Source organism: Chryseobacterium rhizoplanae (assembly GCF_900182655.1).
Lineage (GTDB): Bacteria > Bacteroidota > Bacteroidia > Flavobacteriales > Weeksellaceae > Chryseobacterium > Chryseobacterium rhizoplanae.
On sequence record NZ_FXTC01000012.1, the window covers coordinates 106,689 to 132,478 of the forward strand.

Here is a 25,790-nt window from a genome sequence, read left to right on the forward strand (position 1 = left end):
CAAGCAATAAAAATTACTGGATTTTGTAATTTTATTGCCTGCGTGGTGAAATTGGTAGACACGCCATCTTGAGGGGGTGGTTTCCTAAGGATGTGCTGGTTCGAGTCCAGTCGCAGGCACTGCAAAGAAAAATTTATAATTAATATTGAAATTTATTTCATTTTAATTGTGGCCGACTCGGTAGCTCAGCTGGTAGAGCAATACACTTTTAATGTATGGGTCCTGGGTTCGAATCCCAGCCGGGTCACAAGTTTACTGAAAAGTAAATTTTTTTCATATTAATATTTTGTGATTTGGTGTTTCAAAGGCTTCCTTCAGGAGGCCTTTGATTTTTTATATTCTACTGTAATAAATTAAAAAAAACTCTGACATCATCAGAGTTTTATCTTATAAAAATAGGTGTTCTTATTGTCTTAATCTAAATGCATATTGTCAATTAATCTCACACCATCTACCACTACTACAATGAATGCTCTGAATTTTCTGTCTTTATAGAAGAAGTCAGTTTCCTGTAGGGTATTTTCATCGGCTATCAGGAAGTACTCCAGCTTCATTCCCTGCTGATTGTCAAAAATGTCCGTGACTCTTTCCTTTATTTCTGGTATGCTAACGGTTCTGAACCAATCGTTTACTTTTTTTAAAGTCTCATAAATGACTTTGGAAGCTTCTTTTCGGTCTTCATGTAGTCTCTGGTTTCTTGAGCTTAATGCCAATCCGTTGTCTGCTCTGTAGATGGGAACTCCTGATATCTTAACGGGAAGATGCTTTTTATCCACCATCTTTTTAATAATAGCAAGCTGCTGAAAGTCTTTTTCTCCAAAATAAGCATTGTCAGGCTGTATTTGTCTGAAAAGCTCTTCTACAACAGTCCCTACACCGTCAAAATGTCCGGGTCTGGATTTTCCTTCCATCTCATTTTCCAATCCATCAAAATCATAGTGCTGGCTTTCGGTTTTTTCAGGGTAGATATCTGCTACCTCAGGGATGTAAACAGCATCTACAAGGCCTGAAGTTTGAAGGATAAGAATATCCCTGTTAACATCTCTTGGGTATTTTTCAAGATCTTCAGAATTATTGAACTGGGTTGGATTTACAAAAATTGAAGAAATAACAAGGTCATTTTCTTTTCTTGCCTCTTCATACAGAGAAAGATGGCCCTTATGTAAAGCGCCCATCGTAGGTGCGAAGCCAATTCTTTTCCCCATTTCTTTCTGTCTTTCAATAAAATCCTGAAGGACTTTCCTGTTTTTTATAACTTCCATAGTTTATTTTAATGCTATTTCAAAAATACTAAAAATATCGCATAATAATATGCACTTTTAATAATTTGGAAAAGGGAATTTTCGTAAAAAAATGTTAATTAAAATAATGTTGGATGTTTTTTTGTAATTTTGCACATTAAAGCATTTTTACAAAAATTAGATAGAAAGTTTATGCCGAATCAAAAAATACTGTACATTACTACAGAGATGTATCCATATCAGGAAGATACAAATATGGCTGCAGTGGTAAACAAAATGGCACTTAAGATGCACCAAGAAGGCAATGATGTAAGAGTTTTTATGCCAAGATTTGGACAAATAAGTGAGAGAAAATTCCAGCTTCATGAGGTAATCCGTCTTTCAGGAATGAATATTATTATCAATGACCTGGACCAGCCTCTGATCATTAAAGTAGCGTCTCTTCCGGGGGAAAGACTTCAGGTTTACTTTATTGACAACGAAGAATACTTCAAAAGAAAGCAATACTATTTTGATGATGAAGGAAATCCTTTCGACGACAATGACGAAAGAGCCATTTTCTTTGCCAGAGGAGTTATTGAAACCATTAAAAAGCTAAACTGGGTACCAGATGTAATTCATTTAAACGGATGGATGGCTTCTTTTGTTCCAATTTATCTTAAAACTTACTACGAATCAGATACTTATTTCAAAGATGCAAAAATTGTACTTTCTCTTTACAATGAGAAGGATGCTGATTTGGATAAAAAGATCGACGAAAAACTGCAGTTTGATAATATTTCAGGATTAAAAGCGTTAGATAACCCAACAATTAAAAGCTTTGTTATCGAAAGTATGAACTATGTAAACGCTGTTGTGAAAGGTGACGAGTTTCTGGATGAAGACCTGGATAAGGCTTTCAACGAAACTACTGCCGAGAAGTCGGAATATCTTGACATAGATTCTATAAATCAACTTTATTAAAAACACATTTTTAATGACTCATAATCTTAAAAGGACCTTCGCCATGCTTTTATTGGCGATTTTCGGAAGTGCAATCCTTTATAACTGTGAACCGGATCCAGATTCTCTTGGTGAACAGTTGTTCAATGATGATGCAGCACAAGGTAATGAAATTGCATATCCAGTTATCGCATACAATTACAACAATAACGATTCAATCAGAAGTGATGCTGCCAGATTAATCAGCGGAGTGAATGAATCCGGTGCAGCCTCATATGTTGGTGTTCTTGGAGCTTTTACTGAAAGTCAGTTTGGAATGCAGAGAGCATCTTATGTTACTCAGCTGAGAATGCCGGTAGATAATTATGATTTTAACGGAGCGAATCCAAAAGTAGACTCCGTTGTTCTTGTAGTAAGACCACCAGCCAATACTACTGCAAGTACTTATTTCTTTGAAAGCGATTCATTAAAAACAAATACATTTGAGAAAAGTGATTTTCCGGTAGATGGAGTGGCTACAGCTGTTTCAATTGAGAAGAAAACTTATCCTGTTCGTAAATACGGTAAAATAGGGGGTGCTTCAAAATCAATGAAAATCAATGTACATGAAGTTACTACGTTCTTAGATTCAAATGATGATACTTTTAAACGTTCCAATAAGACAATAAGCACGGGTGAATTGTTAGGATCAGGAGTGTTTGACGGTAACATTAATTCTATATCTATTACTAAGAAATCTGATAATTCAGTTGTGTTTACAGGGAATCTTGGTTTCAGAATGAAATTGAGCAATACAAACTTTTTCCAGACTCATATTCTTGATAAAAAAGGAAAGCCTGAACTTCAGGATGCTTCTAACTTTATCAGATATTTTAAAGGAATAAAAATTTCTGTGGATGAAACGGATAAATATCTTTATCAGTTCTCTCCTAATGATCTGCAGCTTATCATGTATTACAAATATGATAAAACAGATAATGGAACAACAACAAGACCACAGACAAATCTTGTCTTCAATTTAGGAGGTTCTAATGCTCATATCGGATTATATGAATACAGCAGAATTAACTCATCTGTTGAAAAAGCATTGGCTGCAATTAATACTTCTGAAGGTGATGAAAAGCTTTATGTTCAGGGAATGGGTGGTCCTTCTGTAGTAATGAAAATTAAGGATGAGACCATTGCAGACCTTAAGAAGATTTATGTTGAAAAGAAAGCAGGTATTTTAAGTGCAAAGATAAGAGTATATGTGGATCCTTTAAGCTGGAAGAATACGAACTCAACGGAAGATCGTAGATTTTCAATTCTAACCAATACATTAAATAGTAATGGTACTATTGATTTCTCAAAATTAGCTTATACTTCAGACTTGTCAACAGGACTTGGGTTGTATAATTACAACAAGGATAAAGATTATTATGACATTGTAGTAACAAAAACAATCAAGGATCTTGTTGAAGATGTAAAAGACAGTGATGGGAACTTCATTAAGAATAAACCACTAATAATCAGTGCCGGAACATTTGCTGCAAATGCTACAGGAACCCTTTTAGGAGTTCGTAATACAACCAGAGCATTTGATATGAACAGAATTATTCTTACAGGTATAGATAAAACGAATACCAATCCAAAGAGAATCCAGCTGATGGTGACTTATGGTACGAAAAAATAAATACAATAAATACAAAATACACTAGACAAAATTTAATATGTGCGGAATAGTAGGATATACAGGTTTTCAAGACGCTTACGAAATTGTAATTAATGGTCTTAGAAGATTAGAATATAGAGGGTATGACAGTGCCGGAATTGTTTTAGAAGGTTCAAACAATAAGCTTGAAGTAGAAAAAACAAAAGGCAAGGTTGAGGATTTGGTGAATATTTCGAAAGAATTAAAAGGGAAATATAAAATTGGAATGGGGCACACGCGTTGGGCAACCCACGGAGTTCCAAGTGATAGAAATTCCCATCCGCACTTGTCAAACAACGGAAAAATAGCTATTGTACATAATGGTATTATCGAAAACTATGATACCATTAAAACAATGCTTACTGAGAAAGGCTTTACTTTCAAATCAGAAACAGATACTGAGGTGTTGGTAAACCTTGTTCAATACTTTATGGATCTTAATCCTGAAACGGATTTCCCTACAGCAGTAAGATATGCATTAAATGAAGTATATGGAGCGTATGCTATCACTGTACTTCATGAAGATTATCCGGGCGTACTGGTAGTAGGAAGATTAGGTTCTCCTCTGGCAATAGGTATCGGGGAAAAGGAATATTTTATTGCATCTGATGCTTCTCCTTTCGTAGAATTTACAAAAGAAGCCATCTATCTTGAAGAAGGGCATATGGCAACAATCTCTCTTGAAAATGGAGTAGATATCAGAACCATCAATGAGAACTCTAAAATTGAGCCGGAAATTCAGGAGCTTAAAATGAGCCTGGAGCAGATCGAAAAAGGTGGATACGAGCATTTCATGCTTAAAGAAATCTTTGAACAGCCTAAGTCTGTACACGATACAATGAGAGGGAGACTTCTTGTAGACGAAGGAGTGATCAAAATGGCAGGAATCTGGGATCATGTTGAAAGGTTTAAAAATGCCAACAGAATCATCATTATTGCCTGTGGAACTTCCTGGCATGCGGGTCTTATCGGAGAATATCTGATTGAAGAATATGCAAGAATTCCTGTTGAAGTAGAATATGCATCAGAATTCAGATACAGAAATCCAATCATTACAGATAAAGATGTGGTGATTGCCATTTCTCAGTCCGGAGAAACAGCTGATACGATGGCTGCTTTGAAACTGGCAAAAGAAAAAGGTGCATTTATATATGGTATATGTAATGTTGTAGATTCTTCAATTGCAAGAATTACAGATGCAGGTTCATACACGCATGCTGGTCCTGAAATCGGGGTGGCTTCTACAAAAGCATTTACAGCACAGCTTACTATCCTTACTTTAATTGCATTTAAATTAGGAAAACACAACGGAAACTTAGGAAACGCTGAATTTATGAGCTTAATTGCTGAGCTTGATGCTATTCCTAAGAAAATTGAAGATGTGCTGAGTACGACCCACGAGCTGACTCAAAATATTGCAAAAGACTTTGTGAAAGCTACAAACTTCCTTTATTTAGGAAGAGGATACAATTATCCGGCTGCCCTTGAGGGAGCGTTAAAATTAAAAGAAATATCTTACATCCATGCAGAAGGATACCCGGCTGCAGAAATGAAGCACGGTCCAATTGCCCTGATCGATGAAAATATGCCAATTGTAATTATAGCGCCTAAAAAAGGTCACTATGATAAAATTGTAAGTAATGTTCAGGAAATTAAAGCGAGAAAAGGAAAAATTATCGCTGTAGTTAATAAAGGAGACCGTCAGGTGAGTGAAATGGCAGATTATGTTATTGAAATCCCTGAAACTTCAGAATGTTTCTCACCTATCGTTGCTTCCGTACCTCTGCAACTGCTTGCTTATTATATTGCAGTATATAGAGGGGCAAACGTAGATCAACCGAGAAACCTTGCAAAATCTGTTACCGTGGAATAAAAAGTTGTTGTAAATAAAATAAATTTAGATTTCTTCCGTTATTTCAAAAAAAATCTTAAAAGTTTCTTAAAAAAATTATATATTTACGGCTTAATTATAAAAATTAACATGAAAAGGATATTTCTTTTATTATTGTCTGCGTCGGTAGCATCGGTATCTTGTTCAGGTGGTGGCAGCTCTTCTGTAGGGAAGCCAGGAACAAAAGGAGAATTGATACCAAGAGAAAAAACTAAATCATTTGTTGCGGAAAGACCATACGGAATGGTCGCTATTCCTGCAGGTTCATTTGTTGCTGGTTTAGCAGACCAGGATCCAACAAATACTCCTGAAAAAGCAGCATTGAAGACAGTTACTGTTTCTTCTTTCTTCATGGATGAAGCAGAAACTACCAACTCGGAGTACAGAGTATTTATCAACTATGTAAGAGACTCTATCGCGAGAACTTTACTTGCTGAAGCTGCCGGAGAAGGTGGTGATGAAGGCGGACGTAAAGGAGCTAGCATAGGGGATTATGCATATCTTGCTAAAAAAGAAGAAAATTTAACACCTTATCAAGAATATATGGAAGGCCAGGGTGGCCGGGAAGACGGAAGTTATGATGCCAGCAAAAGATTAGATTGGAAAATCCCTTTGCACTGGAGCACAACGAAATATCCGGATGTAGAATACGCAGAAGTTTTAGAATCTATGTATCTGCCTTCTTCTTCCAGAATTGGAAACGAAAGAATTTTAGATGTAAGCAAGCTTAAGTATACTTACCGTTGGGGAGATATGGACGCTGCAGTTGCAGATAACGAAAGAGGAGCTAATTACCTGAAAAGCGAAAGTATCGCGATCTATCCTGATACTACAGTTTGGGTAAAAGATTTCCACTTTGCTTACAATGAGCCATTGTTTGAACAGTATTTCTGGCACAAGGCTTACAAAGACTATCCTGTTGTTGGGGTAACCTGGGATCAGGCAAGGGCTTATTGTAACTTCAGATCTAAATTGAAAACAGATTACAACGAAAGTTTAAAAAGAAAAAAACAAAGACCATTAGAATTCCGTCTTCCAACAGAGACAGAATGGGAATATGCTGCCAGAGGAGGAATGCAGAATGCTACTTACCCTTGGGGTGGTCCATATTTAATGGATGACAGAGGATGTTACCTTGCCAACTTCAAACCGAAGAGAGGTAACTACATGGAAGATGAGAAAAAAGGTACTTATACATATACAGCTCCAGTTAAGAAATTTAAGAAAAATGGGTTTGGGTTATTTGATATGGCTGGAAACGTTTCTGAGTGGACATTATCTTCGTTTAACAATTCATCAGCTGGATTCACTTCTACATTAAATCCTTCTACTAAGGATAAAAAAGATACGAAGAAATCTGTAAGAGGTGGATCTTGGAAAGATATAGGATATGCACTAATGACAGGTGCTAGAGATTGGGAAAGAAAAGATTCCGCAAGAAGCTATATCGGATTTAGAACTGTACAGGATATTCCTGAAGCAGCTGTTAAGCCAAGAAGAGTTAACAGAAATTAATCAGACAATTTTTCAATAACAATTTTATTTAACATTAAAAAAACTAACTCAATATGTTTAAGACTAAAGATGCTTGGATGAATTTCTTTTATTCATTCGGTGCTGCAATTGTAATTCTTGGAGCTTGGCTTAAAATTACTCACATTACCTTGGGACCAATTAACGGTAACATCGCTCTTACCGTGGGACTTATTACTGAGGCGATTATCTTTATCATTTTTGCATTTGACCCTCCAAAATCTGAAGAGTCTTATGCCTGGGAAAATGTTTATCCTGAATTATTAGATAAGCATGCTAACCCAAATCCATTACACTCTAATGTATCTTCCAGAAATAACAATGCTGCAGCTCAATTTGCAGAATTAGAAAATTCTCTTTCTAACAAATTGGACAAAATGCTTGAAGATGCTAGATTAGATGTTCAATTATTTGAAAGACTGAGAACAGGAATTGATAAATTTTCAAACTCTGTTGATCAGATCAATCAAACGGTTGACGTATCTGCTTCTACTCATAAATATAATGACCAATTAAATAAAGCTGCTCAGCATATGGAAAGCATGAACGCTCTTTATGCAATGCAACTTGAAAGTGGTAAAAAACAATCAGAATTTGCTAACAAATATGTAGCAGATATGCAGAAATCTGCAGAGCAATCTGAGAAATTCAATCAAGAGCTACAAGGTTTAACTTCTAATCTTAATAACTTAAATAGAGTTTATGGTGGTATGTTAACTGCTATGAAGTCTTAATTCCTAACCATTTCTAAATTTAACTACTTAATCAAAAAACAAAGAAAAGAGAATGGCACAAGGAAAACAGACCCCTCGTCAGAAGATGATCAACCTGATGTATTTGGTGTTCATCGCGATGATGGCCCTAAATATTGATGCAGAAATCATCAGATCATATTATGACTCTACCAGAGCATTGAATGAAACCAGAACTTTAACAGAAAAAAAGAACGAGAAGATCTTTGAAAGGACGTTGGAAGCTAAGGCTCAGCAAGTTCCGGATACCTATGCACAGCCTTGGGCTCAGTACAAAGTATTGAAAACCAAAATTGATGCCTTGGTAAACTCTGCTCAGGATGTTAAAAATTTGTTGAAAAAACAATCTGAGTTTCACGATAAAGATAAGGACGGAAAAGATATTGATGTAAGTGAAAACTTTGCCGCACTTAACAACAACGAAGCAACTACTGAATATTTCTTCAAAGAAGGAGATGAAAATACTCCATCAAAGAATGCATTAGATCTGAAAGCTAAAATTGATGATGTAAGAAACTATATCAATTCTACTTTTGGAAGTAATGGGCAGTTACAGGATTTAGTAGCAAGAGCTAACAAGTCTCTTATTGCGGAGTATCCTAAAGGAACATCTCCAAATGAAAAGACCTGGTTTCAGAATAAATTTTACCATCAGCCGCTAATTGCTGCAATATCTAACTTGGAGATTATCCAAAATGATGCCAGAAACGTTCAGTCTGATGCATTGGCGCTATTACTTCAGGAGAAAGTAGATGCGAATATTAAATTCTCAAGCTATGAGCCTATTGTTTCAGGTCCGGTTGATATCCAGGCAGGAAAACAGGCTGAAGTAAAAGTAATGTTAGGAACTTATTCTAACAGCAATAAAATCAGCATCTCTGGTGTAAGCAGAGTTGAAAATGGTAAAGGTATTACACAGATTTCAGGTTCTGGAATTGGTGAACATAAATTAGGAGGTACAATTACATTAACAGATGCTTCAGGTAAGCCACAATCTTTCCCTTGGACGCATACTTATAATGTAATCGCAGGACCTAGAGAAGTAAAACTTGAAAAAGGATTATTGCTTTCTGCCGATAAAATGAACGTAATGTATAGAGGACTTGAGAACCCTGTTTCAGGATCAATCTTAGGTGCTGATAATTCTAAACTTTCATTATCTGCTGCAGGAGCTACTGTAAAAGGTAAAGGTCCAGGTAAATGGGATGTAACTCCTACTACAGGAAATGTAGTGAAGTTAACATTATCAGGAACAGATCCATATGGTAAAACAGTTTCTCAGGTATTTGAGTACAGAATTAAGAATATTCCTAGACCTCAGGGTCAGATCAGAGGTAAAGCTGTAAACTTTATGCCGGCAGGTTCTATCCCTAACCAGATTGTATCAGCTACTTTACCTGACTTTGACTTCCCTGTTTCGTTTACTGTAAATAGCTTCATTATCAAGCTTCCAGGAAAAGCAGGTACTCTGATTCAAGGTAGTTCACTATCAGGAGCAGAAGGAATGCTTAGAAACCTTAGACCTGGTGATGTAGTTCAGATTTATGATATTCAGGCTACGGCTACAGGATTGGGTAACCAGAGACTTAAGGAAATTTCACCTGTAATTATTAATGTACAATAAGGTTAATTTGTAAAATCATATTATGAAAAAATATATTAGCACCCTTTTAGTTTTAGTTTCGGGATTCGCATTTTCCCAAACTATTCTGAATGCTGCTTCTCCCGAAGAATTCAGACAAATGAGATCTGAATCAATGAGAAAAGCAGGGGATACTGTTATCAGCAATAAAGTAAAGCCTCTTGAATATGGTTTCGTTGATGACAAAGATATTTACAAAAGTATGTTTGTTTGGGAAATCATTGATATGAATGATAAGATCAACCAGCCATTCTATTATGACAATCCGGATGGTCTTCTTTCAAGCTCTACAAGATCTTTATATCAATTATTACTTGATGGAGCCCTTAAAGGTGACATTAAGGAAGTTTATGATGACGAAAACTTTGTGACAAGACTTTCACCTGAAGCCATTCAGAAAAGATTGGAAAGCATAAGACTTGACGAAGAAGCTATAGATATTCTTAACTCTGGAAGAACACTTACAGAAGATGAGAAAAAAAGATTAACAGATATCATCAGAACTACAACTGATAAAGTAAAAGTTCTTAAAGTAATGGGTATGTGGTTTATCGATAAGAGAGACGGTCAAATGAAATACAGACCTCTTGGAATCGCAGCTATGGGACCAGATCCTACATCTGTTGGAAGAATTGGTCCTGACGGTCAGCCTTTAGCTGGTGCTGATGAATTGATCGACTTATTCTGGATCTATTATCCAAGTGCTCGTGATATTTTAGCAAACAATTATGTTTTCAACAGAAAAAATTCTTCTGCCGACTTATCTTTTGATGATATCATCAATGCAAGAAGATTCTCTTCTATTATCTACAAGTCTTCAAGCGGCTTAGGAGATGGTACTATTAAGGACTATATTCCTAAAAATGCTGATGAACAGATTGAAGAAAGCGATAGAATCAAAGCACAGATTCTTGACATGGAAAATGATATGTGGAATTACTAGATTTCACTTGATATTTATAGAAAACCTGAGTATTTTTACTCAGGTTTTTTTATGATGAAATCGCCCTTTGTTTATTGCCAATCAATAATCAATGAGATAGACGATTACATATAACCTTTAAACAAATGAAATTTCTCATATGAAAGATGTAGATTATATTATTGTAGGAGACGGATATGCAGGACTTTTTCTGGCTCATCAGCTGATTAAAAACAATAAGTCCTTTGTGATCTTTTCCGAAGGGAGAAAAAGTGCTTCACAGGTTTCAGCCGGAATTATCAATCCTGTTGTTCTCAAGAAGTTTACGACTTTCTGGAAAGCACAGGAACAAATAGACTTTCTTAAAGACAGTCTCAAAGAAATAGAATCCTATACCGGAGAAAATTATCTGATCAATGCTCCCATTCATAGAATTTTTCATGATGAGAATGAACAGAATCTTTGGCTGAAAAAATCAGGGAATGAAGAATTATCAGCTTTTCTTGATAAAAATTTTGATTCTTTAAACGGGGTAAAAAACGATTTTCAGACCGGAAAGGTGAATCAGTCTGCCAGACTCGATGTTAATGGATTTTTTAATGGTTTATTCAATTATTTGGAAAAAAATAGCCATTTAATAAAAGAAAGATTCGATTATGCCCGATTGAACCCTTCCGAATCTGTTTATAAAGACTTTTCTTTCAAAAATATTATATTCTGCGAAGGAATGGGAGTGAAAGATAATCCATACTTTTCAGAAATTGCTGTGGTTCCCAATAAAGGACATCATATAAAAGTGAAACTTTCCCAACCGATTCCGGAAAACATCACCATTAAAAAGAAGCACTTCTTATTTCCCACCGGAAACGGACTTTATTTTTATGGTGGAACCTACGACAGAGATCAGCTTCATCACCATATCGATGATTCAGCGGTCACTCAACTGGTTAATGGACTTTCTGAGTTCTATCCCTATGATTTTGAAGTGGAAGAAGTGCATTTTGGCTTCCGTCCTACTGTAAAAGACAGAAGGCCAATCATTGGAAGACATCAAACATGGGACAATTTGTATGTTTTTAATGGAATGGGGGCCCGTGGTATTCTGAATGGATGCTATTTCTCACGCGATTTATTCCGTTTTATTGAAAACGATATCCCTTTGCATCAAGAAGTGTCATCAAAAAGGTTTCAATAGTGTAGATATTCAAAACCACAAAACTTATGGACGTAAATGTATTAGGTATCATTGCCGGTTTTCTTACTTCGGTTTCGATGATTCCCCAGCTCGTAAAGGTGATCAAAGAAAAGAATGTGGAAGATATTTCTCTGGTCATGCTTCTGGTTCTTATTTCGGGACTTTCACTGTGGGTCTGGTACGGGATTAAAAAAGACGAACTGCCTATTATTTTATCCAATGGATTTGCCGTTCTGGTCAATGTCAGCTTACTGATCTGCTATTTTATTTACAATAAAAAGAAATAAAGTCTAACACAAAAAAAGACGCCTCAGAATTGAAGCGTCTTTATTTTTTATTTAAGTGAAATACGATTATTGAAGAACAAATTTAGCTAAAGGAGCCATTCTTGCCTTGTTTAAAGTAAGCGTGTTACCATTTACAGAGTAGTTATCTGCAGCAAGGACTGCTTTTGTGAACTGGTTTTCAATATCCAGATCTTCACAGGCCATCATCGTAGACATTCCCTGATTGAATTTTATTCTCATGATTTCAGGTTTGATCTCGAAAGTTCCTCCAAATCCGTTACATCCGGCATGACCTTCATATCTCATTCCATCCATATTAAGTTTGAAATGAGGATTGTTTTTAGGATTTTTAAGATCAATCGGTTTTCCGTTAAGCTCGGTAAGTTTCCAGGTTTTCCCGGTAATATCAGTAGTCGCTTTTTGTGCGGTTTGTGTTTTACATGAAACAACAAGGAATGTTACAATAACAAGTGCCGATAAGTAATAATATAAACTTTTCATAATGCTTATTTTTTTTAAATGAATGCTAGTCCTTATGCTAATACGATGCCATTTTTGCCGGACCAGACTCTTTTTTTGCCTGTTTAAGATGGAACAGTACCATGTCCACATTCTTTTTTAGGAAAGTTATATTTCCCTTAATATCAGAATATTGATACTCTTCATTGGAAGCTGTATACTCAGGTAAAGCATTACTTTTTTTAAGGTCAAAAGTTTTGCCGTTTAAATGTATTGTTGCGGTATTTTTAGTATTGTTGATCGTTACTTCTATCTTTTCTCCATAGCTGTCAACATACACATCTTTGAAAATTTCGTCTGTATTTTCGGGAGCAGCAGCGGTAATGGTTTCAGCTTCTTTTCCGGGATGTTTACACGCTGTTAGGGAAAGAATGGTCAATCCCAGAAGGATTGGTGTTAATAAATTTTTCATAGTGATAAGTGATTTTAAAGTGTTTCATGAATTGTGATATTAATACTATATAAATTTACGAATATTTTTAATAAATATATGTTAATTTTACATAAAGTAACAGTAATTTTAAATTTATATATTTTTAACTCACTGTTTTTTGAAACATTATTCACGAAACAGGAAGTAATAGTTATTGTAGAAAATTGTGGATAATCGTTGTTAATGGAGGGATTTTAACAGACTTGTTTTCAGTAGTATAATATACTTTTTTTTCATTTTTCATTTGTTGTGTAAATTTTTGGCAAAAATAATTCAAAAAGAAGAGAATAACAATAAGTTAATGTTAATAATCAGAAATCATGACAAAGTTTAGGTTTGACTACGGAAATTTTCAAAAATGGCATACCAGGCTATTAAAATGTTCAAAAAAGTAACAACGTAAAAATTAAAATTTCCTTAATTCAAAAAAATGGCTTGATTTTTGAAAATTTAAACCTGCACAGATGAGATGTCAGAATTGCTGGAATTACCTTTGGATAAAGGAACTATTTAATATTTATTATGTTTTCAGATTCAGGTAATTTAAAGGATAGTTAAATTTTGTTAATCTACTATGATAATATCATAATCTGGGTGTACATTTGCCACTTCAAAATGAGAAACTTTATAGTATACTTTTTAACGGGTCTTTTTCTGCTCTTTGTAGTAGAAAGCAGACTTGATGTTAAAACGCTTCGAAATGACTATTCCGGTCATGTTTCTCATCATATGCCAAAAAGAGCCAACCGTTTGAATCAGACTTTTGAAAAACTCTCTGTTCAGCAAATGGCCGATACCGTAGACAATTCCACACTTGAACTTGCTGAAAATGATTTCCAGCTGTCTGATGTATGGCAGGCCATTGTTGTTTTTGCAGGAGTTTTCAGCCTGGTCTATATTTTTGGATTAAAAAGCTACAAACGGTTCAGACCGGATATTCATGGCTTTGTGTTTGGTCTTACAGCCAAAAGATTCATTCTGATCCGCTCTATTAGAATTTAAAATTTTCTCGATTTATTCCTATTTCTGCCTGATTCCGGGTAGAAATACTTTGCGTTGTGTATGCCGGTAATCATCATATCGTACCCCTTTTATTACCGTTTTATTTCTATCAAAACATTAACGATTTATATAAACTCTAGAATTATGATAAAGAGAGTTGCTTCGGGAATTGCGTTGAGTGCCCTTCTGTTGGCGGTTGGCTGCAATAAGAAAAAAGAAGAAAAAGAAGAAGTTACCGTATACCCGGTGACGTCCCCTGTAGTAATGGATACTGTAATCAACAAAGAATACGTAGCCCAGATTCAATCCGTAAAAAACATTGAAGTAAGAGCGCAGGAAAAAGGGTTCCTGGAAAAAATCTTTGTAGATGAAGGACAGTACGTTCAGGCGGGACAGACCTTGTTCCGAATTATGCCTAAACTGTATCAGGCAGAATTATTAAAAGCAAAAGCAGAGGTAGAACAAGCTTCTATCGAACTGAAAAATGCAAGTACATTAGCAGGAAACAATATTGTTTCTAAAAATGAGAAAGCTATGGCAAAAGCCAAACTGGATGCTGCCAATGCGGAAATGAAACTGGCTCAGATCCATCTTTCATTTACTGATATCAAGGCACCGTTCTCAGGTGTTATCAACAGAATTCCTTTAAAACTTGGAAGTCTTGTGGATGAAGGTGATTTGTTGACTTCATTGTCTGATAATACAAGTGTCTATACTTATTTTAATGTTTCAGAACCGGAATATTTAAGCTATCAGACTCACGCTGCAGACAGAGGAAGCAATCAGGTATCCCTGATCACAGCAAACGGTGAAACCTATTCGCAGAAAGGAGAAATCCAAACTATTGAAGGGGAATTTGATAATGAAACAGGGAATATTGCCTTCCGTGCCAAGTTCCCAAATCCTGATAAGCTTTTGAGAAATGGAGAAACAGGAAAAATACAGATGTCAATGCCTGTTCATAATGCTTTAATTATTCCACAGAAAGCTACTTATGAAATTCAGGATCAGAAATATGTATTTGTCATTGATAAAAACGGGGTTGCTAAATCCCGAAATATCAAAATTGCTTATGAACTTCCGGATCTTTATGTAGTAGGTTCAGGAATTTCAAAAGGAGATCAGATTCTTTTGGAAGGAGTTCAGAAAGTGAAGGATGATCAAAAGGTGAAAACAAAATTCCAGAATCCTGAGAAAGTTCTTCAGTCATTGAAATTAAAAGCAGAGTAGTGGTCTCTAAAATGAAGCAGTATGTTTAAAAAATTCATTCGCAGACCAGTTCTGTCTATAGTAATCTCATTGATTATTGTATTTATGGGGATATTGTCGTTGGTAAAACTTCCGGTGACACAGTTCCCATCCATTTCTCCGCCTAAAGTAAATATTACCGCAGAATATCCGGGAGCTAACAACGAATTGTTGATTAAATCCGTAGTGATCCCTTTGGAAAGAGGATTAAACGGAGTTCCGGGGATGAAATATATGACCTCCGATGCAGGTAATGATGGAGAAGCCTCCATTCAGCTTGTATTTGATCTGGGGACAGATCCCAATGTAGCTGCAGTAAACGTTCAGAACCGTGTATCTTCGGTAGTGAATAAGCTGCCGCCTCTTGTCGTACGTGAAGGGGTAAAGATCACGCGTGAGGAACCCAACATGTTGATGTACATTAACCTGTATAGTGATGATCCTAAAGCTGACCAGAAATTCCTCTTCAACTACGCAGATATCAACGTGATGTCTGAATTGAGAAGGGTAAGTGGTGTTGGTTTTGCCGACATCCTGGGAACCCGTGAATATGCGATGCGTATCTGGCTTAAACCGGATAGATTAACAGCTTATAATATTTCAGCTGATGAAGTAATGGAATCTCTGAATGAGCAAAGTTTGGAAGCTTCTCCAGGTAAAACAGGGGAAAGTTCCGGAAAGCGCTCTCAGTCATTTGAATATATATTAAAATATTCGGGTCGTTTCAACAACGAAAAAGATTACGGAAATATCATTTTAAAAGCAAAGCCGGATGGAGAATCGGTAAGATTAAAAGATGTAGCTGATATAGAATTCGGAAGTTCCATGTATGATATTTATTCTACATTGAACGGGAAGCCTTCTGCAGCGATTACGGTAAAGCAATCCTATGGATCCAATGCAAGTGACGTTATCAAAAATGTAAAAGCATTGATGAAAGATCTTGAAAAGAATAACTTCCCTAAAGGAATGCATTACGATATCAGTTATGACGTTTCCAGATTCCTGGATGCCTCCATGGAGAAAGTAATTCATACCTTATTTGAGGCCTTCGTTTTGGTGGCTATCGTGGTATTCTTATTCCTTGGAGACTGGCGTTCAACGTTGATTCCAGCACTGGCCGTTCCGGTTTCATTGGTAGGAACATTTGCGGTGATGTCAGCCTTTGGAATTACCCTGAATATGATTTCCCTCTTTGCCCTGGTAATGGCGATCGGGGTTGTAGTAGATGACGCGATTGTGGTCATTGAAGCCGTACACGCCAAAATGGAAGAAAAACATCTTTCTCCGTTAAAAGCAACAGAAGAGGCAATGCACGAAATCAGTGGGGCGATTATCGCAATTACATTGGTAATGGCATCTGTATTCATTCCGATTGCATTTATGTCCGGACCGGTTGGGGTATTCTATCGTCAGTTCTCTATTACAATGGCTTCGTCCATTATCCTTTCAGGAATTGTAGCTCTTACTTTGACACCGGCATTGTGTGCTTTGATCTTGAAAAATAATCACGGAAAAGCTAAGAAGAAAACTCCGATTACTATTTTCCTTGATAAATTCAATAATGTATTTACAAAAGGAGCCGGGAGATATGAGAAGATGCTTAACAAAACAGTAACGAAAAAAACAATCACATTGCCGTTACTGTTAGCATTCTGTGCCTGTACATTCTTCCTGAGTAACTCTTTGCCTTCAGGATTTATTCCGGCTGAGGACCAGGGGATGATCTATGCTATTATCCAGACTCCTCCGGGATCTACATTAGAAAGAACCAATCAGATTGCTAAAGAACTTTTAAGAGAATCTGAAGATATTGATGGAGTGCAGTCTGTTTCATCCCTTGCAGGATATGAGATTTTGACAGAAGGTACCGGATCCAACTCTGGAACGTGTCTGATCAACTTGAAAAGCTGGGAAGAACGTAAAGAATCCGCCGCTGAAATCATTGAAAAACTCGAGGAAAAAGCAAAGAATATCCCAGGTGCCAATATAGAATTCTTCCAGCCGCCGTCCGTTCCCGGATATGGAGCTGCCGGAGGTTTTGAACTTCGTTTACTCGATAAAGCTGGAAGTGGAGACTACCATAAAATGGAACAGGTAAGTAATGACTTTGTGAAGGAGCTTAAGAAGCGTCCGGAACTTGGATCTGCATTTACTTTCTATTCTGCGAGTTTCCCGCAATATATGCTTAAGATTGATAATGATCTTGCAGAACAAAAAGGGGTGACCATTGAAAAAGCAATGGATAACTTATCTACATTGATCGGGTCCAACTATGAGACGAGTTTCATCCGTTTTGACAGACCATATAAAGTAATTGTTCAGGCAGGGCCTCAATACCGTGCCTTACCAACAGATATACTGAAATTATACGTTAAAAACGATAAAGATCAGATGGTTCCGTATTCAGACTTTATGAGATTAGAAAAGGTATATGGATTATCTGAGATTACACGACACAATATGTATAACTCTGCAGAGGTGAGTGGAACTCCGGCACCTGGATACAGTAGTGGACAGGCGATTCAGGCGATTCAGGAAGTTGCGGATAAAACGCTTCCAAGAGGATTTGGTATCGACTGGGCAGGTATTTCTAAGGATGAAGTAAGCCGTGGGAATGAAGCGGTATTTATCTTCCTGGTATGTTTAGGATTTGTTTATCTGATTCTTGCTGCTCAGTATGAGAGTTTTATTCTTCCGTTACCGGTAATCTTATCTCTTCCAACGGGTATTTTCGGAGCCTTTTTATGTTTAAAACTTTTAGGGTTGGAAAACAATATCTATGCGCAGGTAGCAATGGTCATGCTTATAGGACTATTGGGTAAAAACGCAGTGTTGATTGTAGAATTTGCCGTACAGAAGAAAGCAGAAGAAGGAATTTCTGTAGCAAAAGCTGCTATTGAAGGCGCTGCCATTCGTTTCCGTCCGATTCTGATGACGTCGTTTGCATTCATTGCCGGTTTGATTCCATTGGTTATTGCAACAGGACCAGGAGCCGTTGGTAACAGAACAATTGGTACTGCAGCAGCAGGAGGGATGTTGATCGGAACCATTTTCGGATTGATGATTATCCCTGGATTGTATTACATCTTCGGAACCATTGCAGACAAGTCCAGACTGGCGAGATATGAAGAAGAGAATCCTTTAACAGAACAAACCGAACCTTATGAACATGATGGAAAATTCGAAGACTAAAAATATAATCACAGCCATCGCCTTATCGCTTGTACTTGCAAGTTGTAAGGCGCCCATGGCGACTGTCATAAAAGACGAGGTAAAAGAAAATATTCCTCAGAACTTTAATCAGGAAGAACAGCAGGATGCGAATAACAATAGCGGAACAACTCCATGGAGACAGTTCTTTACGGATCCAAATCTGGTAACCCTGATCGAAACAGCTTTAAAAAATAATCAGGAACTATTAATTACCCTTCAGGAGATTGAAATTGCTAAAAGTGGGGTTTTAGCTAAAAAAGGAAGGCTTACTCCAACGGTTTCAGCAGGAATAGGTGCCGGGTTGAAAAAAGCTGGCCGTTACACTAGTGAAGGAGCAGGTGATGCCACGACAGAAATAGAACCCGGAAAAGAAATGCCGGATCCGCTTGGAAACTTTGAAGCAGGATTAAATGCAAGCTGGGAAATCGATATCTGGAAAAAACTCAGAACCGAAAAAGAATCTGCAGTAGCCCATTATCTTTCTACCGTAGAAGGTAAAAACTTTGTCCTGTCTAATCTTATTGAAGAAGTTGCTGATAATTATTATGAATTGCTGGCCCTTGATAATCAATTGGATATTATACAGCAGTATATCAAGCTTCAGCAGAGAGCGTTGGAAATTTCCAAAATTCAGAAAGAAGCTGCGGCTGCAACGGAACTGGCAGTGAAGAAATTTGAAGCAGAATTGGCGAAATCCAAAGCTGCCGAATATACGATCCGTCAGCAAATTACTGAGAAGGAAAACGAAATTAATGCATTGTTAGGAAGATATCCACAACCGATTGTGAGAACAAAGGAAAACTTTATGTCTACAATCCCTCCAACCGTCTATACCGGAATTCCATCACAGTTATTGGCAAACCGTCCTGATATCAAGCGGGCAGAACTGGAATTGAAAGCATCAAAGCTGGATGTGGAAGCGGCAAGAAAAGAGTTTTATCCTTCCCTGGAAATTTCTGCAACATTAGGACTGGAGGCTTTTAAACCATCTTATCTTGTTAAATTACCTGAATCCATTGCTTATAATCTGGCAGGTGAATTGGCAGGACCGCTTATTAATAAAAGCGCCATAAAAGCGAATTTCCAGACAGCAGATGCAAAACAGGTTCAGGCATTGTACGAATATGATAAAACCATTTTGAATGCTTATCTGGATGTTGCCAATCTGATGTCCAAGGTTAAAAATATAGATCAGTATTATCAACTGAAGTCTCAGGAAACTAAAGCCCTGGATCAGTCTATTGATATTGCCAATCAGTTATTCCGTAATTCCAGAGCAGATTATCTTGAAGTTCTTTTGAACCAGAGAGATGCTTTGGATGCCAAAATGGAACTTATTGAGGCAAAACAGAAACAGCTCAGCACAGTCGTTGACATCTATAAAAGTTTAGGTGGAGGCTGGAAATAAAACATCATAATTCTATCAATAAACAGTTAATGTTTTTTGGAAGGGTCAATTCTTTTGAGTTGGCCCTTTTTTATTTTTTATACGACAAATTTTGTCGCTATCCGGAGATAATTTTGCATCAGGATCAGATAGATTAAGATATTTATGATAATAGTTTAATAATAAATAGGATGATTTACAGCATACCACATTAAAATAATTTTCATGTCTTAAAAAGTGTTAAATTCGCGAAGTTTTAAGAAACTAATTACTAACTCAAAAAAACAACAATACGGGAATGAAAAAAATCTATCTCGGAGCGCTCACTTTATGCGCCATTCTGAGCACATCTGCTCAGGAAGTGGTATGGCAGAAAGATATCAAATCCTCTACCCAGGATTTTCTTAGCCAGGTTACTACAACCATCGATCAGCAGTATCTTATCACGGGAAGCTCTATCCAAAACGATAAGCAGCAAGCTTCACGTAGCAAGCAAAATAATGGTTACGATTTTCATTTGGTAAAGCTAAACCAGCAAGGAAATGAAGTCTGGGAGAAATACTTCTCAGGATTAAACCATGATTATTTGTCAGCTACAGTCACCACACAGGACGGTGGGTTTCTATTAGCCGGAACCTCTTATTCAGGAAAAGGTTTGGATAAAAAAGATGATTCCAAAGGAGGATCTGATATCTGGCTGATCAGAATCAATGAATTCGGTGATGAATTATGGCAGAAAACATTAGGAAGTTCTTCCGATGAAGAAGCCAGAGCAGTTATCCAAACTACTGACTTAGGATTTTTTGTGGCAGGAAATGTACAAAATTCTTCAAAAGGTTATGGCTCCAAAGATGTATTAATTACCAGAATCGATAAAAACGGAAAAGAACTTTCCCAATTAATCTTAGGCGGAAAAGGCTTAGACGAAGTAGAAAAGATGATTCCAACGAAAGATGGAGGAGCATTATTGGGAATTTACTCAAGGAGTTTCGAGGTTCGTGTTTCGGGATCTGAAAAGGGTTCCGGGATGCGAGATGCGGGTTCGGTGTCAAACGTTCAAAACCCGAACCCCGTATCCCGTATCGCAAAATCAACGGATAACTTCGGAGAAGGTGATTACTGGATCGTAAAACTCGATAAAAACGGAAAAGTAGAATGGGAAAAGAACTTTGGAGGGAAAGGAGATGATCATATCAGAACGCTGGCTTTAACTTCAAATGGCTTCATCATTGGTGGAGAATCCAGATCAGAAAGATCAGGGAACAAAACTGTAGGATTAGAAGAAGGCACAGACCTGTGGCTGATTTCTTTAAATGAAAGAGGAGAAGAACAGTGGCAGAAGTCTTACAACTTCAAAAACAGAGATATTTTGATGGGAATGAGCGTAATTCATTCTGCAGATGCTCAATCTTCCAAAGGAATTTTGTTAGGAGGTTACACCCAGGCTGAAGGAAGAATACAAACTGATGATGAAACCTTCTGGATGCTTTACCTTGACCAGAACGGAAATGAACAGTGGAGAAAACATGTGAAAGGAGAATCCAGACAAAAAGAAGAAAGACTTTCAGATTTAAAGCTGAACAGAGATGGCTCAATTGTTCTGGCAGGAACCAGTGCAGAAGAGTTAGGCAAAGAGAACTGGAAGATTGTGAAATTGGGAGATAAGCAGGTTGATCAGTTAATTGAAAAATACGATATCAAAATCTATCCGAACCCTGTATCAGATTATGCTTATGTAGAAATAGGATTCAATGATTTCAAACAGGCTGATATTCTGCTATATGATATGAGTGGAAGACAGCTTCAGAGTATAAAAACTAAGAACAATGTGACTAAGATCAATACTCAAGCTTTGGTACAAGGAGCTTATTTGGTTACTATAAAAACGGATAACAATAAAACAGCGAATGCAAAACTGATTAAGAAATAATTGAAATGAAAAAAGATATACTAAAGAAGTTCATAGTTTTAGGTTTGCTATTCATCAGCTTAATGTACTATGGACAAGCTTCAAATTTAGCTCCTAATACAGGTGTAACACGACCGGTACCTACTATTTCTTCCCTTGCAACCTATAATAATGTCCCAGTTTCGATACAAACAGGAATACCTGATATATCCTACAACTTATTCAGTGTTCCTTCAAACAATAAAAGCTTCGGTATTGATATGGGAATCAGCTACCATCCGGTAAATGCAACTGATGAGTGGATTGGTGATTTAGGACGAGGTTGGTCTTTATTTGGCCAGGGAGTAATTTCCAGAGAAATAACAGGTGAGTTTGATGAGCATTTTACACTTGGGGACAGTTATTTAAAGAATTATTTTGATGATGTTTATAATTATACTATTCCTGGAGAATCAGGAAAATTCAGGTTTATAAGAGATACTTCGAACAATACATTTAAATTGGTAAAACTTACCTCAACCTCTTCAACAATTAATTATCAACGATCAGTAAGTAATACCTCTACTCTGGTTGTAGATTCCTTTACCATTATCACGGACAAAGGTATAAAGTATAGATTCGAAATTTACGGACTTTCCAGAGCAAGAGTAATGGTACATCAATATCCTAATGGAGGAATATTGTATGGTAATCAAAATTATCGCAGTGCATTCTTTCTGACGTCTGTTGAGGATGAAAGCGGGAATATTCTGGCTGCTTATAATTATTTGAAGGAAGTGACGCATCCAATTGGAGAACCTGATGTGATTGAATCTGAAGAATATAAGCTTACAGATATTGAAGTGAAAAATCAGGGAATCATTAAACTTGAATATGATAAGATAAATGAAACAGATTTGGGAAATATAAAAGCAGATAAATTCAGATTAAAAAGTGCTTTATTAAAAACAATTACTGGTCAATTTATTTCTAAATATACTTTTCAAACAGGACTTGAGTCCTTTACCAAAGTTGATGTAAATAATAACGAAATAGAAAAAACGAAATTCAAATACGGAGGTGCTACTTTTATTCAGGAGCCGAATACAGAGCTGAATCCTGAACTTGTTATTCCAACAACTTTAGGAGAAGTTCAGTTACCTTCTGGTGGAACAATTAAATATACATATGATTTTATTCCTTTTTATTATTCAGAAGAGAAAAAGACGGAGATACCGGAAGTAGATTTGGGAAATGTTTCATTTACAACAATTAATAGTATTGCCAAAAAAAAATTTTTTACTGTACCAGTCAACAATGATGGTGCTCCATTTCCTAATAAACCCTATTATATTGCGATCGACATTAGTGCAGGACAGCTTGCTAATAATTATTGGTCGCTGGTTTTTTATAAAAAAGTAGGCAGTTCCTATCAGCCTGTTCCTATTTCATTAGGACCTGCTGTAGAACCTGATCCTAATTATCCTACCAGGCAGCTTTTACCTTTTTATGAAGCAGATGCCGGAGATTATTATGTTTCTTTGATGAGTGCGGAACCAGGTATTACCATACCTTTTGGTGAAGTTTACTTTGAAGCAAAACATTTAGGAGAGCCGGTTGAAACGATTGTTCGTAAGCCTTCTTCAACCGGACAGGCGAGAATAGCAACCATAAAATATTATAATGAAGTATCATCTTCTATCCAAACAGGAACTATTCCTGCAAAAGTAGAGGAATATAATTATAATAAGTTTGATAATCCCGCAGAATCTAGTGGTCTCTATGTAGCAGGAGGTAACGCTGAGGACGGTTTAACAGCCCTTAATCCTGTCATATTATATCAAAATGTAAAAATCTCAGGAGGAACTGAAGGTTATACAAAATATTATTTCAAAACACCTTACGATTACCCCCTTACACAACTTAATTCTCTCCCTTTTTGGCCTAATTTCAGTATTATGCGTAATGGGCTGCTTACTAGAAAAGAAATTTACAACGCTTTAAATGGAAAAGTATCAGACGAGGCATTTGATTATACTTTTATGGAATATGATGCCCCTGAATATTTACCCGTTCCCAGTGGTGTAATAGGAAATTTCTATATAAAAACAGTTTGGATAAAAGACCATACTTTGATATCACGTAATTATTTTAATTCAGGTATTACTGAAACAAAGAAAGCGGTCTATAATAACACGAATAATTACAGACCTAACTTAGAAAAAGTGACTTCATTTGACGGGAGTATCCAAGAAGTAAAATATAAATATGCGCTAGATAAAAACAATCAAAAATTAATTACAGCCAATATGATTGGTATTCCTTTAGAAACTGAAACAATACAAACTATTGGAACTGCCACAAAAACACTTTCTAAAACGGAAACAAAATACGATAATCTATTGAACTTACTTCCAAGTTCTGTAGTATCTACGGATCTACAAAATGTTGTCTCTACAGAAGTGACTTACAATCAATATGACAGTAAAGGAAACTTACAGCAGTATACCACAAAAGATGGCATTTCAACGGTTATTATCTGGGGTTATAACCAGACTCAGCCCATTGCTAAAATAGAAGGAGCTAAATTAACAGATATCCAGCAATCATTAATTGATACTATTGTTACTGCCTCCAATACAGATGTTTCAGCAGCTCCTGGTAATGATGAGACAGCATTTTTATCAGCATTGAATGCCTTTAGGACTAATACAGCTTTATCCGGTTATCAGACCACTACTTATACTTATGATCCATTAGTTGGAGTAAGAAGTATCATACCGCCATCAGGAATTAGTGAATTTTATATTTATGATGCATCGAACCGATTACAAGAAATCCGTCAACAGGAAAAAGACAGCGGCGGCAATATGATCTATAAAACGGTAAAAGAATTCAAATACAACTATAAAAACTAAACACAATCATGAAAAAACTTATAATTCCTATAGGCATTCTCATAATGGGAACAGCCAAGTCCCAGCTTACTAGTACAGAAAACTATGTGTATTCCAAGACCTATTTGTCCGATCCTACCCTGGCCAATGTTAAAACCTCCGAGACGGTTCAGTATTTTGACGGGTTGGGAAGACCCAAACAAATCGTTAACGTAAAAGCCTCTCCATTGGGAAAAGATGTAGTCATTCCCATTAAATACGATCAGTTTGGAAGACAGGTTCAGGAATATCTTCCTGTTCCTCAGGCAGGAACGCTCAACGGAGCCATTACCCCTGATCCATTATCCAATGTGAGCAGTACCCCTTATGGTTCAGAGAAAATTTATTCAGAGAAGATTCTGGAAAACTCACCTTTGGACAGGATTCAGCAGCAGATTCAGGTGGGTACAGCATGGAGTACAAAACCTGTACAATTTGGATATGATGCCAATGCAGATGGTGAGGTTAAAAAATACACCGCCACTTTTAATTATACTACTTTTACTTCCCAACTCACTTTATCCGGCTCCTATGGAGTAGGACAGCTGTATAAAAATACGGTTACCGATGAAGACGGCAACTCAACCATTGAGTTCAAAAACGGACAGGGACAGGTGGTATTGGTAAGAAAAATAATAAGTGCTACAGAAAGTGCCAATACCTATTATGTTTACAATGATTATAACCAGCTGGCTTTTGTAATTCCTCCCAAAGCTTCTGTAGAAGCAGATCCAAATGCCGTACTGAATGACTTATGTTACCAGTATAAATATGACGGAAGAAATCGTTTAGTTGAAAAGAAACTTCCTGGTAAAGGCTGGGAATATATGGTGTATGACAAACAGGACAGGCTGATCATGACCCAGGACGCTGTCATGGGAGCATTAAAACAATGGCTTTTTACCAAATATGATCAATTTGGAAGGCCAGCCTACACTGGACTCTATACCAGTACTCAGGTATATGGTACGGCAGGAAGAGCAGCGGAACAAGTATCAGCAGATGCTAAAGGCAGTAATAACGTAACCAGGTCCTCTACGGTAGGATTCACCAACAGTGGAGTTGG

The 25,790-nt window shown here is 36.7% G+C and carries 19 protein-coding genes and 2 tRNA genes; 18 read left to right on the forward strand and 3 right to left on the reverse strand.

Annotation, left to right across the window (positions count from 1 at the left end):
* The first annotated feature begins 36 nt into the window (after positions 1-36).
* Positions 37-119: transfer RNA gene (locus FN817_RS20510), tRNA-Leu, on the forward strand.
* Between the two features lie 55 nt (positions 120-174).
* Positions 175-247: transfer RNA gene (locus FN817_RS20515), tRNA-Lys, on the forward strand.
* A 166-nt stretch (positions 248-413) separates the two neighbouring features.
* Here FN817_RS20515 and panC read toward each other — a convergent pair.
* Complete coding sequence (panC, locus tag FN817_RS20520; protein ID WP_142719556.1) at positions 414-1,262, reverse strand: pantoate--beta-alanine ligase; 849 nt, start codon at positions 1,260-1,262, stop codon at positions 414-416.
* 171 nt (positions 1,263-1,433) lie between these two features.
* Here panC and FN817_RS20525 point away from each other — a divergent pair, with 171 nt between their 5' ends.
* The 9 genes from FN817_RS20525 to FN817_RS20565 all read left to right on the forward strand — a co-directional run bounded on the left by FN817_RS20525 (position 1,434) and on the right by FN817_RS20565 (position 12,095).
* Positions 1,434-2,204, forward strand: a complete 771-nt coding sequence (locus tag FN817_RS20525; protein WP_142719557.1) for a glycogen/starch synthase — start codon at positions 1,434-1,436, stop codon at positions 2,202-2,204.
* A 13-nt stretch (positions 2,205-2,217) separates the two neighbouring features.
* The gene (locus FN817_RS20530; protein ID WP_142719558.1) at positions 2,218-3,855 is read left to right on the forward strand and encodes a DUF4270 family protein; all 1,638 of its coding nucleotides are present in this window, start codon (positions 2,218-2,220) and stop codon (positions 3,853-3,855) included.
* 37 nt (positions 3,856-3,892) lie between these two features.
* On the forward strand, positions 3,893-5,746 hold the full coding sequence (gene glmS, locus FN817_RS20535; RefSeq protein WP_142719559.1) for a glutamine--fructose-6-phosphate transaminase (isomerizing): 1,854 nt from the start codon (positions 3,893-3,895) through the stop codon (positions 5,744-5,746).
* A 108-nt stretch (positions 5,747-5,854) separates the two neighbouring features.
* On the forward strand, positions 5,855-7,279 hold the full coding sequence (gene porK / locus FN817_RS20540) for a T9SS ring complex lipoprotein PorK/GldK (protein WP_047424201.1): 1,425 nt from the start codon (positions 5,855-5,857) through the stop codon (positions 7,277-7,279).
* A 53-nt stretch (positions 7,280-7,332) separates the two neighbouring features.
* The gene (porL, locus tag FN817_RS20545; RefSeq protein ID WP_142719560.1) at positions 7,333-8,031 is read left to right on the forward strand and encodes a type IX secretion system motor protein PorL/GldL; all 699 of its coding nucleotides are present in this window, start codon (positions 7,333-7,335) and stop codon (positions 8,029-8,031) included.
* 52 nt (positions 8,032-8,083) lie between these two features.
* Positions 8,084-9,673, forward strand: coding sequence for a type IX secretion system motor protein PorM/GldM (porM, locus tag FN817_RS20550; RefSeq protein WP_142719561.1), 1,590 nt, complete (start codon positions 8,084-8,086; stop codon positions 9,671-9,673).
* Positions 9,674-9,695: 22 nt separating this feature from the next.
* A complete protein-coding gene (gene porN, locus FN817_RS20555; protein WP_142719562.1) occupies positions 9,696-10,634 on the forward strand; it encodes a type IX secretion system ring subunit PorN/GldN in 939 nt (312 codons plus the stop codon).
* Positions 10,635-10,773: 139 nt separating this feature from the next.
* Positions 10,774-11,808, forward strand: coding sequence for an NAD(P)/FAD-dependent oxidoreductase (locus FN817_RS20560; protein WP_142719563.1), 1,035 nt, complete (start codon positions 10,774-10,776; stop codon positions 11,806-11,808).
* A 26-nt stretch (positions 11,809-11,834) separates the two neighbouring features.
* Positions 11,835-12,095 (forward strand): SemiSWEET transporter, encoded by a 261-nt coding sequence (locus FN817_RS20565; protein ID WP_142719564.1) that lies wholly within the window; start codon positions 11,835-11,837, stop codon positions 12,093-12,095.
* Positions 12,096-12,161: 66 nt separating this feature from the next.
* On the opposite strand, the gene FN817_RS20570 is transcribed toward FN817_RS20565, so the two are convergent.
* Both FN817_RS20570 and FN817_RS20575 read right to left on the reverse strand, forming a co-directional pair.
* On the reverse strand, positions 12,162-12,596 hold the full coding sequence (locus FN817_RS20570; protein WP_142719565.1) for an META domain-containing protein: 435 nt from the start codon (positions 12,594-12,596) through the stop codon (positions 12,162-12,164).
* Between the two features lie 37 nt (positions 12,597-12,633).
* The gene (locus tag FN817_RS20575) at positions 12,634-13,026 is read right to left on the reverse strand and encodes a multicopper oxidase domain-containing protein (RefSeq protein WP_142719566.1); all 393 of its coding nucleotides are present in this window, start codon (positions 13,024-13,026) and stop codon (positions 12,634-12,636) included.
* A gap of 636 nt (positions 13,027-13,662) precedes the next feature.
* On the opposite strand from FN817_RS20575, the gene FN817_RS20580 reads away from it, so the two are divergent.
* The 7 genes from FN817_RS20580 to FN817_RS20610 all read left to right on the forward strand — a co-directional run.
* Entirely contained in the window at positions 13,663-14,049 is a 387-nt protein-coding gene (locus FN817_RS20580; protein ID WP_142719567.1) for a hypothetical protein, read from the forward strand.
* Between the two features lie 147 nt (positions 14,050-14,196).
* Complete coding sequence (locus FN817_RS20585; protein ID WP_142719574.1) at positions 14,197-15,279, forward strand: efflux RND transporter periplasmic adaptor subunit; 1,083 nt, start codon at positions 14,197-14,199, stop codon at positions 15,277-15,279.
* A 21-nt stretch (positions 15,280-15,300) separates the two neighbouring features.
* Positions 15,301-18,492, forward strand: a complete 3,192-nt coding sequence (locus tag FN817_RS20590) for an efflux RND transporter permease subunit (protein WP_142719568.1) — start codon at positions 15,301-15,303, stop codon at positions 18,490-18,492.
* Entirely contained in the window at positions 18,464-19,921 is a 1,458-nt protein-coding gene (locus tag FN817_RS20595; RefSeq protein ID WP_142719569.1) for a TolC family protein, read from the forward strand. Before FN817_RS20590 ends, FN817_RS20595 begins: the two co-directional genes overlap by 29 nt.
* A gap of 277 nt (positions 19,922-20,198) precedes the next feature.
* Complete coding sequence (locus tag FN817_RS20600) at positions 20,199-21,830, forward strand: T9SS type A sorting domain-containing protein (protein ID WP_142719570.1); 1,632 nt, start codon at positions 20,199-20,201, stop codon at positions 21,828-21,830.
* Between the two features lie 5 nt (positions 21,831-21,835).
* Positions 21,836-24,706: a hypothetical protein gene (locus FN817_RS20605; protein ID WP_142719571.1), complete on the forward strand. Its 2,871-nt coding sequence runs from the start codon at positions 21,836-21,838 to the stop codon at positions 24,704-24,706.
* Between the two features lie 8 nt (positions 24,707-24,714).
* A partial coding sequence (locus FN817_RS20610; protein WP_228451620.1) for a DUF6443 domain-containing protein occupies positions 24,715-25,790 on the forward strand: 1,076 nt, incomplete at its 3' end.

Excerpts from the sequence above, each read along its gene's own strand:
- panC (WP_142719556.1), bottom strand. The coding sequence starts at position 1,262 with ATGGAAGTTATAAAAAACAGGAAAGTCCTTCAGGATTTTATTGAAAGA.
- FN817_RS20525 (WP_142719557.1), top strand. The coding sequence starts at position 1,434 with ATGCCGAATCAAAAAATACTGTACATTACTACAGAGATGTATCCATAT.
- FN817_RS20530 (WP_142719558.1), top strand. The coding sequence starts at position 2,218 with ATGACTCATAATCTTAAAAGGACCTTCGCCATGCTTTTATTGGCGATT.
- glmS (WP_142719559.1), top strand. The coding sequence starts at position 3,893 with ATGTGCGGAATAGTAGGATATACAGGTTTTCAAGACGCTTACGAAATT.
- porK (WP_047424201.1), top strand. The coding sequence starts at position 5,855 with ATGAAAAGGATATTTCTTTTATTATTGTCTGCGTCGGTAGCATCGGTA.
- porL (WP_142719560.1), top strand. The coding sequence starts at position 7,333 with ATGTTTAAGACTAAAGATGCTTGGATGAATTTCTTTTATTCATTCGGT.
- porM (WP_142719561.1), top strand. The coding sequence starts at position 8,084 with ATGGCACAAGGAAAACAGACCCCTCGTCAGAAGATGATCAACCTGATG.
- porN (WP_142719562.1), top strand. The coding sequence starts at position 9,696 with ATGAAAAAATATATTAGCACCCTTTTAGTTTTAGTTTCGGGATTCGCA.
- FN817_RS20560 (WP_142719563.1), top strand. The coding sequence starts at position 10,774 with ATGAAAGATGTAGATTATATTATTGTAGGAGACGGATATGCAGGACTT.
- FN817_RS20565 (WP_142719564.1), top strand. The coding sequence starts at position 11,835 with ATGGACGTAAATGTATTAGGTATCATTGCCGGTTTTCTTACTTCGGTT.
- FN817_RS20570 (WP_142719565.1), bottom strand. The coding sequence starts at position 12,596 with ATGAAAAGTTTATATTATTACTTATCGGCACTTGTTATTGTAACATTC.
- FN817_RS20575 (WP_142719566.1), bottom strand. The coding sequence starts at position 13,026 with ATGAAAAATTTATTAACACCAATCCTTCTGGGATTGACCATTCTTTCC.
- FN817_RS20580 (WP_142719567.1), top strand. The coding sequence starts at position 13,663 with ATGAGAAACTTTATAGTATACTTTTTAACGGGTCTTTTTCTGCTCTTT.
- FN817_RS20590 (WP_142719568.1), top strand. The coding sequence starts at position 15,301 with ATGTTTAAAAAATTCATTCGCAGACCAGTTCTGTCTATAGTAATCTCA.
- FN817_RS20595 (WP_142719569.1), top strand. The coding sequence starts at position 18,464 with ATGAACATGATGGAAAATTCGAAGACTAAAAATATAATCACAGCCATC.
- FN817_RS20600 (WP_142719570.1), top strand. The coding sequence starts at position 20,199 with ATGAAAAAAATCTATCTCGGAGCGCTCACTTTATGCGCCATTCTGAGC.
- FN817_RS20605 (WP_142719571.1), top strand. The coding sequence starts at position 21,836 with ATGAAAAAAGATATACTAAAGAAGTTCATAGTTTTAGGTTTGCTATTC.